Below are 14,377 nucleotides of genomic sequence, written 5' to 3' on the forward strand. Positions count from 1 at the left end.
ATGATATTTTCCTACTTTTCAAGTAGGAAAATTCAAATCTTAATGTGAATTATTGCAGAACTGGCTATCTTATACATTGATAAATTGTCTAATTCCATAGGTCTGCCGCAAAGCAAAACGCCCCGCCCGTCCGGATGGCCGGATAGGCGGGGCGCTGGGCGGAGCGGAAACGGACAGCTTGCTGTCCAGGCGATTACGGCAGGGCGGCGTCGGACGCGTGGACCTTCACCTCGTGGCGATGACGCTCGGCGAAACGCTCCAATGTGCGGCGTGCCGCGTCGAAGGCGTCACGGATGGCCGCATCGGCGCTCTCGTGGCCATGACCGCCGGATTTGTCGCTGCGTACGACCAGTTCCTCTCCAGGAACGGTCAGAGCGACCTGGACGGTGTACTGCTTGCCCTGATGCTGGTGGCGGTGGGGAACTTCGCAGACCACGCGTTTGGACAGGATATTTCCGAAATAGCGGTCGAGCTTGTCGGCATGCTCGCGGATCGAATGCTCCAGGGCGGGAGAGGGGTCGATGTTGCGGAAGGCGATCTGCAACGGTTGACGCATGACCATGCTCCTTGTTCTACGCGCGGGGCGCGCGGCGCCTGGGCCGCCCTCCCCGCGGGGCCCGCCCCATCCGCCGGCCGGTCGGTGAGGGGCGGGCGAAGGGGCTTGGTGATCCCAGGATCGCACAGCGGCGGAATCCTGCATTAACCTGCATCAATGCGGCCCTCGGGTGCCGGATGTAGACTCCCGCCCGTTTTCCAGCCCAAGCTTCAAGTCAGGCCGATCAGGCGGATCAGGGTCAGGCTGATCGTGCCCAGCGCCAGCAGGGAAAGCACCACCGCCGCCGTCACCCGCCCGCCGGCCCGCGCCACCGTCCGCACATCGACTCCCAGCCCCAGCGCCGACATCGACACCACCGTCAGCAGAGTGGCCGTGTGCTCCATCGCCAGCAGGGCGGCATGCGGGATGAGGCCGAACGAGCGCAGGGCGATCATCGCCAGGAAGCCCTGGATGAACCACGGCACCAGATGATGGACGGGCGGACAAGGCCGGCCTCGACGCGGCGCGCCGGCATCGGCGTCAACCGCCTCTCCAGCCAGCCGGGGTGCCAGCAGCGACAGCAGCAGGCAGACCGGTCCAAGCATCAGCACCCGCACCAGCTTCACCAGCGTGCCGACCTGCACGGCGGTGGCGCCCAGCGGTGCGGCGGCGGCGATCACCTGCGGCACGGCATAGACCGTCAACCCGGCCAGCGCGCCATACTGCACCCCGCTCAGCCGCAACCCGATGCCGAGCAGCGGCAGGCCAAGCACGACGGCCACGCCCAGAACGGCGGTGAAGGCGATGGAGGCGGCGACATCGTCGCTGTGCGCATCGATCACCGGCGCCACCGCGGCGATGGCCGAGTTGCCGCAGATCGCGTTGCCGCAGGCCACCAGCACTGCCATGCGCACCGGCAGGCCGAGCAATCGCCCGATCCCGAATCCCGCAAACAGCGCCAGAGCCACCACGCCTGCGATGCCCAGCAACAGAACTGGCCCGGCCGACAGGATGGTCGCGGCGCTGACCGACGCCCCCAGCAGGACCACCGCCACCTCCAGCAGAATTTTGGCGGAAAAGGCGATGCCCGGTTGCCAGCTTGCGGACGGCGCCCAGGCGGTGCGGAGCGTGGTGCCGATCAGGATCGCCAGCACCAGCGCCTCGATCCACGCCTCACCGAACAGCGCCGTCTCAGCCTTGGCCGCGGCGAAGGCGAGTGCGGTAACGCCGACGCACAGGGCAATACCGGGCAGAAGGCCGCGGATATGGAAAAGCAAAGGCTTTCCCGGCACCGCCTTTGCGGGTGCCGCGGTGTCGAGGATCATGGAACGGGTCTCCGGAAGCGGTCGGGACCGGAAAAAACACCGTTCCCATACGTAAAATTATGGAGACCGCTTCCGATCACATCCAACACAAAGATGTGATGCGTTCGATAAATTGAATTTATGGATCAGGCCGGCAGGCAGTCGTCGAATTCAGGAACCTGCCACGGCCCGCCGAGGTCGGCATTGCGCAGCAGCAGAACCAGCTCCTCGCGCGAGCGGGTGACGGCGGTGTAAAGCCAGCGCCAGCGATGCTCCCGGAAGGCTGCCGAATCGTCCACCACGGTGACCGACGGGAATTCCGACCCCTGCGAGGCATGGCAGGTGATCAGCCACGCCCAGTCGTAAAGCTGGATGTCCTTGCCCACCCTCGGCTGGACCATCCCCTCGGTGTAGTGGGCCTGGAACATCCAGGGATGGACGATCAGCTTGCTGCGCGACCGCACCTCGTCCTCCATCTGCACGCCGAGCGACCACAGGCCGGCGTCGCGGCCCTGCGCCTCGGCGGCCGGCCGGGTCAGGGAACCGATCATGCCGTTGAAGAGCCCCTCGTCCTTTTGGTTGCGCCGGCAGATGACCCGCTCTCCCATCTGCGGCATCGTGGAGTCGTGGCCGAGCAGCGTGCGCATGCGCTTGGTGTAGGTGGTGCGGACGCGGTGGGTGCCGCAGATCGCCTGTGAGGACTGCCGCATCACCAGCGATTGAGTGCGGTGCTCCAGCGGCAGGACATGGACCTTGCCGACGGACCCGAAGCGCCGCGGCATCTCCTGCCGGCGCAGAAGATGGGCCAGCCGGATCACCGGACTTTCGCGGGCGGTGCGGTGCGGCTCGGTCAGGCGGAAATCCGGTTCCCCGCTTGTGAACAGCCCCTGGCCGGAGACCGGCGGCAGCTGGTAATCGTCGGCGATGACGAGGATCTTCTTGCCGGTCCGCATCAGGTCGCGCGCCAGATCGTCGCCGATCATCGACCCCTCGTCGCAGACGATCAGGTCGGCGTCGGCCACCGGCCCGTCATTGCGGCGGGCGAAGATCAGCTCGCCGCTGTCGCCGTCCTTGCGCGGAGCGTAGAGCAGCGAGTGCAGGGTCGCCGCCCCGTCGATGCCCTTGTGGCGCAGCACCTGGGCGGCCTTGCCGGTGGGGGCGCCCACCACATAGTCGGTCAGCCGGCGGCGCTCCAGCAGATGCTCCAGCGCGAAGACGGTGGTCTTGGTCTTGCCGGTTCCGGCCTCCCCGGCCAGCCAGAAGACCTGCTGGGCATCGTCGTCCTTGTACCAAGCGTCGATCGCCTGGATGGCGCGATGCTGTTCGTCGGTCGGGCTATCGGACTGCATTGGATCGAACCGGGATCAAACCATGAATGAAGGCGGCACAGTAGCGCGACCGCCCATCGCCGGTCCATAGAACTTCGCCGCGGCGACACCATCTCCTCCGGAACCATGGTTGCAAAGGATCCGGTACGCATGTGCAATCCCTATTGGCAGGGTCCGGCGACGTCGAATTTCGACGGGCTGCGCTTCTTCAATCCGGGCGAACCGGAAACCGACCGCAGCCTGCGCCAGCTGCTTCGCTGGCAATTCGGGCGGAAGGCGGTCAAGTGGCCGCGGCAGGTGGCCGTCACGCCGGTGATGCCGGCACGGCACGTCGCGGGCCTCCGCGTGACGGTGGTGGGGCATGTCACCACCCTGGTCCAGGCGGCCGGGCTGAACATCCTGACCGATCCGGTCTGGTCCGACCGCGCCAGCCCGGTCCGCTTCGCCGGGCCGAAGCGGGTCACCGCACCGGGCATCCGCTTCCACGATCTGCCGAAGATCGACGCGGTTCTGGTGTCGCACAACCATTACGACCATCTGGACGTGGCGACGCTGAAGCGCCTGCACCGGCGCGACGCGCCGCTGATGGTGACGCCGCTCGGCAACGACACCATCCTGCGCAAGCATATTCCGGGGGTGCGGGTCGCGGCGGGCGACTGGTGGAGCCGGTTCGAACTGGCGCCGGAGGCGGAAGTCCACATCGTGCCGGCCAACCACTGGTCGTCACGCACCGGGCGTGACCGGCGCATGGCGCTGTGGGGCGGCTTCGTCCTGCGCACGCCGGCCGGCTCGGTCTATTTCGCCGGGGACACCGGCTACGGCAGCGGGGCGGCCTTCCGCGCCATAGGGGAGCGGCTGGGAGCCTGCGATCTGGGGCTGATTCCCATCGGCGCCTATGACCCGCGCTGGTTCATGTCCGCCCAGCACTGCGACCCGGACGAGGCGGTGCGGATCATGCTGGACATCGGGGCGAGGAAGGCCGTCGGCATCCATTGGGGAACCTTCGCCCTGACCGACGAAGCGCGGGACGAGCCGCCACAGCTGCTGCGCACCGCGCTGGCCACCCACGGCATCGACCCGGCCCGCTTCGAAGTGGGACACCCGGGGACGGTGGTGGATGGCTGACAGGAGAGCCGAACCTGAAGGTCGGGTCCATGCCGCATGCGTGACGGACCATGCGCCGGCGGTCACGGTTCTGCCTGAAGAGCGCGGTGGGGCGGTTTGCCGTGGCGGCGGCGCGGCGCTGAGACGCCGGCACCGCCGCCAGAGTGCCTGAACCGGAACTTGCTCAGGCCGGGGTCGGCGCCTGTTCCGGCAGGACGCCGGAAGACTTCAGCTCCCGCCAGAAGTCGGCTGGGATCGGCTGGCCCATCAACGTCACATTCTCTTGCACGCGCGCCGGGTTCTTGGTGCCGGGTATGACCGAGGCGACGACCGGATGGGCGGCGCAGAATTGCAGGGCCGCCGCGCGCAGGTCGACACCATGACGCCTGGCGATCTCCGCCAGCCGGTCGCGCGCCGCCACCTTGTCGGGGGACGCTTCCTGATATTCGAAATTCTTGCCCCCGGCGATGATGCCGGAGTTGTAGGGGCCGCCGACCACCACATGGACGCCGCGCTCGGCACAGCGGGGAAAAAGCTTGTCCAGTGCCGGCTGGTTCAGCAGGCTGTAGCGTCCGGCCAGCAGGAAGACGTCGGGATCCGCCCGCTCCAGCGCCATCACACAGGGTTCTACCCGGTTGACGCCAAGACCCCAGCCGCGGATCACCCCCTCCTCGCGCAACTGCGTCAAGGCGACGGCCGCACCCTTCATCGCGGTGTCGAACACCTCCAGCCAGCGGTCGCCATGGGCGTCCTCGGCGCAGTCGTGGATATAGGCGATGTCGATGCGCGCCATGCCCAACCTTTGCAGGCTGTCCTCGATGGAGCGGCGCACGCCGTCGGCGGTGTAATCGTAATCGACGCGGAACGGCAGGCCCTTCACGAAGGGGCCATGCTGACCACCCTTGCTGGCATCGGCGCGCAGCAGCCGACCGACCTTGGTCGACAGAACGAACTCGTCGCGCGGACGGCTGCGCAGGACATGGCCGAACCGGTGTTCGGAAATGCCGGGACCATATTCGGGGGCCGTATCGAAATAGCGGATGCCTGCGTCCCAGGCGGCGTCGAGGGTTGCCGCTGCCGTCTCGTCGGTCACCTCCTCGAACATGTTGCCCAGGGGCGCTCCGCCGAAGCCGAGCGGGCCGGGCGGGGCGAAATGCGTGCTGTCTGACATTGGAAAGCCTTTCCGTCTCTGGCACCGTTCGATGCACCCGATCAACATCGCGCCTCAAGGGGCCGTTCCGGATCCAGGCGACCTCTGCCGACTGTCCAGCCGGCGCTTGATTAGCATTTCCGGCATGCCCAGCTTGCTACGCGGAATGGACGGGGATCGGGACGTAGATGGCGATGGGGGCGGACGAAAACACGGAAATCCTTGGCGAGGCCCGTCGAATCCTTGCCGCCGGGGACGAAGACGCGCTGGCGCCCCCGGCAACGCTCGGCGATCTGGCGGACTTGCTCGCCGACACCTTCGACGAGAGCTACACCGCCGAGCGGGCGCTGGCCCTGCTGACGCCCGCAAGACGCCGTGCGCTGAAATGCCGCTTCGCCGTCGCGGACGAGAGCGGAGGTGCTGAGGTCTGGCTGCCCGCCAACGTGCTGGATCGGCTGCGGGATGTCGCCGATACGCCGCTCGACGCCATCTGCGCCCTGCTGGACAGCGGGCGCGGCCTGCCGGAACCGGGCAGCGAGGAGCATTGCCGCAAGCGCCGCTGCGCACCTCAACTGCTGCTGTCCGATCCCGGCGCCTGGCAGTGCCGGACCTGCGGCCTGACCGGACGGGCCGACCTGCCGCCGAACCCCATCGTCGCCGGCCACCTGACCGACCAGCGAAGCCGGGTCGCCGAGTTGCACGCCCTGGCAGCCGCGATCCATGAGGGCTGGGGAGCCGGCAAACGCTTCACCGTCGCCGATGCCGCGGCGAACCGCCTGCCCGGCATCCCGGCCGACCGCGACCGGCTGAAGTCGCTGCTTTCCGACCTTCTGCGCGACGGGCTGCTGGAAGAGGCGCCCGGCCCGCGCGGTGGCGCCGGTTACCGCGTGCTGGAGGAGCCGCCGGACTGGATCGCCGAAGCCATGGCCGAACGCCGCCGGCAACGGGAAGCGGAGGCGCGCGTCCGCGAGGATCGCGCCGCCGCCCTGCGCAAGGTGTTGGAGGACGGGCTGACCCACACCACCGCCGACGGACAACGCGTGGAGATCGTGCAGAGCGACCGCGGCCTGGAACTGCGCTTTCCAGCCATCCCGTCCTGGGAATTGCGGGAGGAGATGAAGCGGCAGGGCCATTGCCGGTGGGATGGCCGGCGGCGGCGCTGGTGCCGCCTGTCCCCGGTCACCAGCGTCGAACCCTGGCTGGCGGCAGCGCTCGACGCCGGCGCCACCGTGGCGCCGCTGGGGACCGCCGACCCGGATGCCGAGGATTGGGGATACGAGGAATGGCCGGACTGATGGCGGCTCCGTCCTACAGATCGACCTCCAGCGTCACCTTCACCGGGTCGAGTACGACCATCGTCTGGAAGGACTGCACCAGCTCGTTGTCGGCGAACAGGCGGCGCGACAGCACCTCGTAACTCGCCATGTCCGGGACCAGCAGGATCAGGACGAAGCTCGCCTTCCCGGTGACGAAATAGCATTGCTGAACCTCCGGCGCCTCCCGGAACAGGCGCTTGGCGGCGGCGATGGTCGGGGAACGGTCGTTGATTGTCTGGACCTCCACCACCACCGTCACCTCCTGCCCGGCCGCCACTGGATCGACCACCGCCACGTTGCGGCGGATGATGCCGGCCGCCTCCATCCGTGCGATGCGGCGCTGTACGGCCGGGGCGGAGAGATGCACCGCCTCGCCGATCTCGCGCTGGGAGGTCTTGTTGTCCAACTGCAGGATGCGCAGGATCGCGCGATCCTGGTCATCGAGCTGATCCGGTGGGCGAGCGATTGTTGAGCGCATGGCGGCTACGGCGAAAGAACGGTGCGTCGGAAGCCCCAAACTTAAGCGCCCTCTGCCCCATCGTCACAGTATCTTTTTGCTAGACCTCTTCCGCCGAACCTTCTGCCGGGAGCCCGCGCGTGGCGAACGCCTCCATAGAATCCATCTCCGCCACCCGGCCCGAACCGGCGGCGCTGCCGCTGCTGCTCCTGCTTGCCTCGCTGCTGTCGCAATATGTCGGGGCGGCGTCGGCGAAATCGCTGTTCCCGCTGGTCGGGGCAGAGGGCGTGACCGGTTTGCGGGTGGGGCTGTCGGCGCTGATGCTGATGGCGATCCTGCGCCCGTGGCGCAGCCTGCCGGGACGCGGGGATCTGCGCAACCTGCTGGTCTATGGCGCCACGCTGGGGGCGATGAACCTGTCGATCTACCGCGCGATGGAGCTGATCCCCATCGGCATCGCCATCGCCATCGAGGTAACAGGCCCCCTGGCGGTGGCGCTGCTCGGATCGCGCCGGCTGAAGGATTTCCTGTGGATCGCCTGCGCCGCCGCCGGGCTTGTCCTTCTGCTGCCGCTGCGGGAAGCATCCGGCACGCTGAACCCGGTGGGCGTCGCCTATGCAGCGGCGGCGGCCTTCTGCTGGGCGCTCTATATCGTGTTCGGCAAGCGCGCCTCGTCCCTGCCGGGCGGACAGGCGGTGGCCTGGGGCATGCTGGTGGCGGCCAGTTTCACTGTTCCGCTGGGAATTTCCCATGCCGGCGCCGGGCTGCTGGTTCCGGCGGTGCTCTTCACAGGTCTCGCGGTGGCGGTGCTGTCGAGCATGGTGCCCTATCTGCTGGAGATGATGGCGCTCCGCCGCCTGCCGAGCCATGTGTTCGGCCTCGCCGTCAGCGCCTCCCCCGCCGTGGCGGCGCTGATCGGCTTCCTGATGCTGGGCGAGCGGCTGAGCGCGCTGCAATGGGCCGCCATCGCCTGCATCATGTTCGCGTCGGCCGGCAGCGCGCTGGGCAAAGCCCGGCGTGGCCGGGAGTAACGCGCTTCTCCCGTCACGCTGCCTGGATGGGCCGGGCGATGTCGGGAATCTCGAGGTCGAGCAGCGCCGACGCCAGGCACTTGCCATGAGCGTCGAGCGCCAGCGAGCGGGTCACCCCGCCGCCGAGCGCCTGCCGCATCACGAAGTTCAGCGCGCCGACGCTGGGGATCGTGTAGCGCACCACCTCGCCGTGGACGACCTCGTGGAACAGCTCCTTCACGCGGTCGGCGGTGACATGGGCCTCGATCAGCGGATAGTCCGCCTCGTCGAAGGCGATGACGGAGATGTTGGAGATGTCGCCCTTGTCGCCGGTGCGGGAATGGGCGATGTCGCGGAGTTTCATGTCAGGCCTCCATAAACTCGATGACGGGCTTTGCCAGCTCGCGGGGCAGCAGGGCCGACAGCATCGCTACCACGTCCTTGGCCGACTTGGTGGCGCCGCCGCCGCTGGCCGGGCCGTTGGTGTAGAGCGTCTCGACCTCGTTGCCGATGCGCTGCGCCTCCTTCAGGCTGCCGGTCCGGCCGACCACCCGCACGCGCACCTCGTAGGGCTCCTGTCCACCCGCGGTGGACAGCGCGCTGCCGTGGATGGAATCGACGCCGATCAGGTCGAAGCGCAGTTCGGTCGCCTCGACGCCGGTCAGCGCCAGACGCTCGCGCACGATCTCCAGCGCCAGCCGGCCACGTGCCAGCGCGCCGGGACCGGCGTAGGACATCTGCCCCTCGCCGATGAAGCTGTCGAGGTAGCCGACCGAGACCTTCAGCGTGGCCGGCCGCGGGCGCCCGCTGGCGCCGGCCACCCGCACCCGGTCCGGCCCCTCCTGGGTGAATCGCACCTGCGAGAAATCAGCCACCACGTCGGGCGTGTAGTAGGCGGCCGGATCGTGGATCTCGTAGAGCAGCTGCTCCTTGCAGGTGGCGGTGGTCACCGCGCCGCCGGATCCCGCCACTTTGGTGATGACGGCGCTGCCGTCCTCCGCCACCTCGGCGATGGGGAAGCCGAGCCGGGCCAGGGCGGCGACGTCCTTCACGCCGGGATCGGCGAAATAGCCGCCGGTGATCTGGCCGGCGCATTCCAGCAGATGTCCGACCACCGTGCCCTTGCCGAGGCGGTCCCAATCCTCCATCGACCAGCCGAACTCGAAGATCTGCGGGGCGAGGAAGAGGGCCGGGTCGGCGACGCGGCCGGTGATGACGATGTCGGCCCCGGCCTTCAGCGCCGCGACGATGGGGGCGGCGCCGAGATAGGCGTTGGCGGAGACAAGACTGCCGGCCATCGAGGAGACCGGCGCACCGGTTTCCTCGATCCGGTGGTCGCCGGATTTCAGCGTCTCCAGCACGTCGTCGCCGGACACCGCGGCGATCTTCAGCCCCCCCAGGCCGAGCGACCGGGCGATGTCCCGCGTCTTTGCGGCGGCGGCGACCGGGTTGGCCGCCCCCATGTTGGTGACGATGCGGATGCCCTTCTCATGGCAGGGCCGCAGCACCGCCAGCATGCGCTCCGCCAGCAGGGGATCGTAGCCCTGCGTCGGATCCTTCAGCTTGGCGCCCTGGGCGATGGCGATGGTGCGCTCCGCCAGGCATTCGAAGACGAGATACTGGATGTGACCCTTCTCGGCCAGTTCAACGGCCGGCTCGATGCGGTCGCCCGAATAGCCGGCGCCCGATCCGATGCGGATGGTCTTCATGATGGTACTCCTGTGTGCGGCCGGTTTTCCGCCGCGTCAGAAGGGGATGACCCCGAGGATCGCCGCGGCGACGGTCATGACGACCGAGGCGGCGAACAGATAGGGGATCGAGAATTTCTGGTGCTCGCCCAGCCCGATGCCGCACAGGCCGACGACCAGGAAGGTGGCGGGGGTGAGCGGGCTGACCGGGAAGCCGACCGTCATCTGGCCGAGAACGGAGGCCTGGGCGATCTGGATCGGGTCGCCGCCCAGCGTCTTATAAACTTCGGCGATCACCGGCATCATGCCGAAATAATAGGAGTCCGGGTCGAACAGCAGGCTGAGCGGCATCGACAGGATGCCGAGCGCGAAGGGAACATGCTGCGCCATCTCCGGCGGGACGAAGGCAACGGCGGACTGCGCCATGGCGGTCAGCATCTTGGTGCCGGTCATGATGCCGGTGAAGACGCCGGCCGCCAGCAGGATGCTCGCCATCATCAGCGCCGCCTTGGCGTGGGCGTCGACGCGGTCCTTCTGCATCTTGACGTCGGGATAGTTGATCATCAGCGCCAGCACGGTGCCGACCATGAACATCACCACCGGATCGACCGCTCCCTCGATCATCACGGCCATGATGACGGCGGTGAGGACCAGATTGACCCAGAACAGCTTGGGACGGCGGATCCTGATCTGCTCCGGCGTCAGCACGCGCGGCGCCGGCCCGACCGGGGCGGCATCCACCCCCATGGCGCCGACCGACCGCGCCTCTCCGGCCGCGAGCGGCCGGGAGGACAGGCCGAGACGCCGCTCCTCACGCTTGCCGAGCAGGAAGGCGACGGTGAAGATGAACAGCAGCCCGACGCCCTGCACTGCGATCAGCGGGTTGAAGATGTCGGTCACCGGCACCTTCAGCGCGGCGGCGGAGCGGATCATCGGCCCGGTCCAGGGCAGGAAATTGACGCCCGCCGCCATCGACACGCACAGCGCCAGGATGCGCTTGTCCATGCCCAGCCGGTCGTAGAGCGGCAGCATCGCCGGAATGGTGATGAGGAAGCAGACGGCGCCCGACCCGTCGAGATGGATCAGCAGGGCCAGCAGCGTGGTGCCGACGGTGATGCGCGCCGGCCTGGTGCCGACCACCCGCAGGATGCGGTCGATGATCGGGTCCATCATGCCGGCGTCGGTGACGACGCCGAAGAAGATGATGGCGAAGACGAACATGCCGGCGGTCGGCGCGATGGAGCGGATGCCGGCGATGATGAACTTGCTGGTTTCAAGACCGAAGCCGCCGGCCAGCGCGGCGACGATCGGCACGGCGATCAGCGCGACGAGGGGCGACATCCTGTTGGTCATGATGGCTACCAGCAGAACGACGATGGTGGCCAGGCCGAGTAACGCAAGCATGGGACCTCCTCTATGGCCGTTGTTATTGTTGTTTTCCGTCTGTTGCGCGACCCCTTCGCTCGGCGCGAAGGATCACGGCGGGTCCTGCGGGCGACCGGCTTCGATCCCCGAGTAACGCCGCATGAACGGATTTCGATAAAACTTCATCTTTTGCGAAGGCAGCCGGCAGAGGGACTGGCAGCGGGACTTTTATAGATCAGTCCTTTTGCCGCACCATGCAGGACCGGCGTCCGCGATTGACACTGTACGAACCCACAATCAGATTAGAGAAATGAATTTGTTGTATCACGGTAATTTGATTTTTCTATAAGAGGCACGCCATGCTCCAGGGAGTGAGACATATCAAGGCCTTCGTCGCTGTGGCCCGTCTCGGCAGCTTCACGAAGGCTGCGGCGGAGGTCAACCTGTCGCAGCCGGCGCTGACCGTGCAGATCCGCCAGCTCGAAGAGAGCCTGGGCGTGCGCCTGTTCGACCGCAACAAACGCCATGTCGTGCTGACCCAGGCCGGCCGCGACCTGCTGCCGGCCTTGCAGCGGGTGCTGGCCGAACTGGATGCGGTGATGAGCGTCAGCCACGATCTGGCCGGGCTGCGGCGCGGCTCGGTGTCGGTCGCCACCCTGCCGTCGGTCGCCGCCGGGCTGCTGCCCATCGCCATCCGCCGCTTCGCCGCCGACCACCCCAACATCGACGTCCGGGTCAGCGACGTCGTCGCCGAGCGGATCATCCAGCTGGTCAAGGCGGAGGAGGTCGATTTCGGCATCGGCAGCCGGGTCGGCCCCGACCGCGACGTCGAGGTGATCGATTTCCTCTGCGACCGCATGTGCGCCTTCTTCCCCGCCGACCACCCGCTGAACGGCCGGCGCCCGCTGCTGCTGAAGGACATCGTCGCCTTCCCGATGATCCTGACGGCGCGCGGCACCAGCGTGCGGTCGCTGGTCGAGCGGGCGCTGGAGAAGGAAGGGCTGGAGATCAGCCTGTCCTGCGAGGCGAACTACATGTCGACGGCGGTCGGCATGGTGCGGGCCGGGCTCGGCGTCTCGGTCCTGCCGGAATCCGCTGTCGACGCCGCCTCCTGCGAGGGCATCGTGGTGGAGCCGATCCGCACCGCCGGGCTGGTGCGCCGGATCGGCTTCATCCGCAAGACCGGCCGCTCCCTGTCGCCGGCGGCGGAGCGCTTCGCCGCCCTGCTGCGCGAGGTCGCCGGCCCGACGCTCGCCCACTTCTCCAACATGGAGGCCGCCGCGAAGCGGTAACGTGGCTGGAATAATTTTTTAACTGGATAGCGTCAGTATATTACTGAAATCAGCCAATCCGATTTCACCCACCCTTCTCTTTCGTAGTATATCAGTTGCCGCCCCCTGACGCGCGCGACATGAAGGCACCCATGAGACTCCTGGAAAATCTGACGATCCGGGCGAAGCTGACCGCACTGGTCGCCCTGTCCATCCTGGCTCCGGCCGTGGTGATCGCCATCAGCAGCAGCTTCGCCCACCAGCGCATGATCGACGACCGCATCGATACCATCCGCTCGGCGGTGGAGATGGCGGTGGGCATGGCGAAGGGGCTGAATGCCGAGGTCGAGGCGGGAACCCTGCCGCGCGAGCAGGCGCTGGCGCGCTTCCGCAACGCGGTGCATGCGATGTCCTACCATGACGGCGCCGACTATCTGTTCGCCTACGATCTCAACGGCATCGCCGTCGCCAACCCCTCCAACCACAAGGCGGTCGGCACCGACCGCATGGGGCTCCAGGACAAGGCCGGCAAGTATTTCGTCCGCGAGATCGTCGACACGCTGCGCCGGCAGGACAACGCCATCATCCATTATGTCTGGCCGAAGCTGGGGTCCGACGTCCCGCTGCTGAAGACCAACTACGTGCAGCGCTACCAGCCGCTCGGCCTGATCGTCGGTTCCGGCGTCTACACCGACGACATCGACGCCGCCTACCACGAATTCCTGACCAGGACGGGCGCCGCCACCGCCGCGCTGATCGCCGCGCTGGTGCTGATCGCCTTCCTGGTCAACCGCGACATCGTGCGCTCGCTGCACCGGCTGCGCGACAAGATGACGGCGCTCGCCGCCGGCGACCTGGGCGTTACCTTCCCGGAGGCGGCGCGGCGCAACGAGATCGGCGGCATGGCGCAGGCGCTTCAGGTGTTCAAGGAGAATGCCCAGGCCAAGGCAAGCCTGGAAGCCAGCCAGGTTGAGCAGGCGGATCGCGCCGCGGCCGAGAAGCGGGAGGCGATGACGACGCTCGCCAGCCATTTCGAACAGACCGTCGGCAACCTGATCCACGACGTCGCCGGCGAGGCGGACGCCATCGAACGGCGCGCCCAGGACATGACGCGCGCCGCCGACGAGACCGGCAGGCTGGCCGGCTCCGTCACCGCGGCGACCGAACAGACCTCCGCCAACGTCCAGACCGTCGCCGCGGCGACGGAGGAGCTGACCAGCTCGATCAACGAGATCAGCCGGCAGGTCGGCTCGTCGGCTGAGATCGCCCGCGAGGCGGTCGAGAGCGCCGAGCGGGCCAACGGCAAGGTCGAGGGGCTGACCGGCGCGGTGGAGCGGATCGGCGCTGTGGTCGGTCTGATCAACTCCATCGCCAGCCAGACCAACCTGCTGGCGCTCAACGCCACCATCGAGGCGGCCCGTGCCGGCGAGGCGGGGCGCGGCTTCGCCGTGGTGGCGACCGAGGTCAAGGCGCTCGCCAACCAGACCGCCCAGGCCACCGAGGAGATCGCCGCCCAGGTCGCCGGCATCCAGGGCGAGACCGCCCAGGCCGTGCGCGAGATCCGGGGCGTCGCGCAAGTCATCGGCCGGGTCAACGACGTCGCCACCTCCATCGCCTCGGCGGTCGAGCAGCAGGGGGCCGCGACCCGCGAGATCAGCCGCAACATCCAGCAGGCGGCCCGGGGCAGCCATGAGGTGTCGTCCAGTATCGGCGGCGTGAACGAGGCCGCCGGGCGGAACGGCACGGTCGCCTACGAAGTGCTGGAGAATGTGCGGGAATTGTCGATGCGGACCGAAAGCCTGCGCGGCGAGGTCGGCCGCTTCCTGGCGCAGGTGCGGGCCGGCTGACC

At 67.9% G+C, this 14,377-nt stretch carries 13 protein-coding genes; 5 read left to right on the plus strand and 8 right to left on the minus strand.

Annotation, left to right across the window (positions count from 1 at the left end; all coding sequences use genetic code 11):
- Window positions 1–193: 193 nt before the first annotated feature.
- The 3 genes from GBZ48_RS02550 to GBZ48_RS02560 all read right to left on the minus strand — a co-directional run bounded on the left by GBZ48_RS02550 (window position 194) and on the right by GBZ48_RS02560 (window position 3,188).
- Window positions 194–556 (minus strand): HPF/RaiA family ribosome-associated protein, encoded by a 363-nt coding sequence (locus tag GBZ48_RS02550; RefSeq protein ID WP_174469567.1) that lies wholly within the window; start codon window positions 554–556, stop codon window positions 194–196.
- Between the two features lie 209 nt (window positions 557–765).
- Window positions 766–1,860 carry a YeiH family protein gene (locus tag GBZ48_RS02555; RefSeq protein WP_174469568.1) on the minus strand — a complete coding sequence of 365 codons (1,095 nt, stop codon included), beginning with the start codon at window positions 1,858–1,860 and terminating at the stop codon, window positions 766–768.
- Window positions 1,861–1,985: 125 nt separating this feature from the next.
- Window positions 1,986–3,188, minus strand: coding sequence for an ATP-dependent DNA helicase (locus tag GBZ48_RS02560; protein ID WP_174469569.1), 1,203 nt, complete (start codon window positions 3,186–3,188; stop codon window positions 1,986–1,988).
- Window positions 3,189–3,317: 129 nt separating this feature from the next.
- Here GBZ48_RS02560 and GBZ48_RS02565 point away from each other — a divergent pair, with 129 nt between their 5' ends.
- Entirely contained in the window at window positions 3,318–4,292 is a 975-nt protein-coding gene (locus tag GBZ48_RS02565; protein ID WP_174469570.1) for an MBL fold metallo-hydrolase, read from the plus strand.
- 163 nt (window positions 4,293–4,455) lie between these two features.
- Here GBZ48_RS02565 and GBZ48_RS02570 read toward each other — a convergent pair whose 3' ends face one another.
- On the minus strand, window positions 4,456–5,442 hold the full coding sequence (locus tag GBZ48_RS02570) for an aldo/keto reductase (RefSeq protein ID WP_174469571.1): 987 nt from the start codon (window positions 5,440–5,442) through the stop codon (window positions 4,456–4,458).
- A gap of 173 nt (window positions 5,443–5,615) precedes the next feature.
- Here GBZ48_RS02570 and GBZ48_RS02575 point away from each other — a divergent pair, with 173 nt between their 5' ends.
- On the plus strand, window positions 5,616–6,716 hold the full coding sequence (locus GBZ48_RS02575; protein WP_174469572.1) for a hypothetical protein: 1,101 nt from the start codon (window positions 5,616–5,618) through the stop codon (window positions 6,714–6,716).
- A 13-nt stretch (window positions 6,717–6,729) separates the two neighbouring features.
- On the opposite strand, the gene GBZ48_RS02580 is transcribed toward GBZ48_RS02575, so the two are convergent.
- Entirely contained in the window at window positions 6,730–7,215 is a 486-nt protein-coding gene (locus GBZ48_RS02580; RefSeq protein ID WP_174469573.1) for an Lrp/AsnC family transcriptional regulator, read from the minus strand.
- A gap of 119 nt (window positions 7,216–7,334) precedes the next feature.
- On the opposite strand from GBZ48_RS02580, the gene GBZ48_RS02585 reads away from it, so the two are divergent.
- Complete coding sequence (locus tag GBZ48_RS02585) at window positions 7,335–8,225, plus strand: EamA family transporter (protein WP_209798249.1); 891 nt, start codon at window positions 7,335–7,337, stop codon at window positions 8,223–8,225.
- Between the two features lie 13 nt (window positions 8,226–8,238).
- Here the strand turns inward: GBZ48_RS02585 and GBZ48_RS02590 are convergent, their stop codons facing one another.
- Genes GBZ48_RS02590 through GBZ48_RS02600 form a run of 3 tightly spaced genes read right to left on the minus strand, consistent with a single transcriptional unit; the run spans window position 8,239 to window position 11,296 of the window.
- Window positions 8,239–8,568, minus strand: a complete 330-nt coding sequence (locus GBZ48_RS02590) for an AtuA-related protein (RefSeq protein ID WP_174469574.1) — start codon at window positions 8,566–8,568, stop codon at window positions 8,239–8,241.
- Between the two features lies 1 nt (window position 8,569).
- Entirely contained in the window at window positions 8,570–9,913 is a 1,344-nt protein-coding gene (locus tag GBZ48_RS02595) for an acyclic terpene utilization AtuA family protein (protein WP_174469575.1), read from the minus strand.
- A gap of 36 nt (window positions 9,914–9,949) precedes the next feature.
- Window positions 9,950–11,296, minus strand: coding sequence for a CitMHS family transporter (locus GBZ48_RS02600; RefSeq protein WP_174469576.1), 1,347 nt, complete (start codon window positions 11,294–11,296; stop codon window positions 9,950–9,952).
- Between the two features lie 320 nt (window positions 11,297–11,616).
- Between GBZ48_RS02600 and GBZ48_RS02605 the strand changes: the two genes are divergently transcribed.
- Complete coding sequence (locus tag GBZ48_RS02605) at window positions 11,617–12,549, plus strand: LysR family transcriptional regulator (protein ID WP_174469577.1); 933 nt, start codon at window positions 11,617–11,619, stop codon at window positions 12,547–12,549.
- A 131-nt stretch (window positions 12,550–12,680) separates the two neighbouring features.
- The gene (locus GBZ48_RS02610) at window positions 12,681–14,375 is read left to right on the plus strand and encodes a methyl-accepting chemotaxis protein (RefSeq protein WP_174469578.1); all 1,695 of its coding nucleotides are present in this window, start codon (window positions 12,681–12,683) and stop codon (window positions 14,373–14,375) included.
- Window positions 14,376–14,377 lie beyond the last annotated feature (2 nt).

Origin of the sequence: Azospirillum melinis (assembly GCF_013340935.1) — a bacterium.
GTDB classification, from domain to species: Bacteria; Pseudomonadota; Alphaproteobacteria; order Azospirillales; family Azospirillaceae; genus Azospirillum; species Azospirillum melinis.

Excerpts from the sequence above, each read along its gene's own strand:
- GBZ48_RS02590 (WP_174469574.1), bottom strand. The coding sequence starts at position 8,568 with ATGAAACTCCGCGACATCGCCCATTCCCGCACCGGCGACAAGGGCGAC.
- GBZ48_RS02600 (WP_174469576.1), bottom strand. The coding sequence starts at position 11,296 with ATGCTTGCGTTACTCGGCCTGGCCACCATCGTCGTTCTGCTGGTAGCC.
- GBZ48_RS02560 (WP_174469569.1), bottom strand. The coding sequence starts at position 3,188 with ATGCAGTCCGATAGCCCGACCGACGAACAGCATCGCGCCATCCAGGCG.
- GBZ48_RS02555 (WP_174469568.1), bottom strand. The coding sequence starts at position 1,860 with ATGATCCTCGACACCGCGGCACCCGCAAAGGCGGTGCCGGGAAAGCCT.
- GBZ48_RS02570 (WP_174469571.1), bottom strand. The coding sequence starts at position 5,442 with ATGTCAGACAGCACGCATTTCGCCCCGCCCGGCCCGCTCGGCTTCGGC.
- GBZ48_RS02610 (WP_174469578.1), top strand. The coding sequence starts at position 12,681 with ATGAGACTCCTGGAAAATCTGACGATCCGGGCGAAGCTGACCGCACTG.
- GBZ48_RS02595 (WP_174469575.1), bottom strand. The coding sequence starts at position 9,913 with ATGAAGACCATCCGCATCGGATCGGGCGCCGGCTATTCGGGCGACCGC.
- GBZ48_RS02605 (WP_174469577.1), top strand. The coding sequence starts at position 11,617 with ATGCTCCAGGGAGTGAGACATATCAAGGCCTTCGTCGCTGTGGCCCGT.
- GBZ48_RS02575 (WP_174469572.1), top strand. The coding sequence starts at position 5,616 with ATGGGGGCGGACGAAAACACGGAAATCCTTGGCGAGGCCCGTCGAATC.
- GBZ48_RS02550 (WP_174469567.1), bottom strand. The coding sequence starts at position 556 with ATGCGTCAACCGTTGCAGATCGCCTTCCGCAACATCGACCCCTCTCCC.
- GBZ48_RS02580 (WP_174469573.1), bottom strand. The coding sequence starts at position 7,215 with ATGCGCTCAACAATCGCTCGCCCACCGGATCAGCTCGATGACCAGGAT.
- GBZ48_RS02565 (WP_174469570.1), top strand. The coding sequence starts at position 3,318 with ATGTGCAATCCCTATTGGCAGGGTCCGGCGACGTCGAATTTCGACGGG.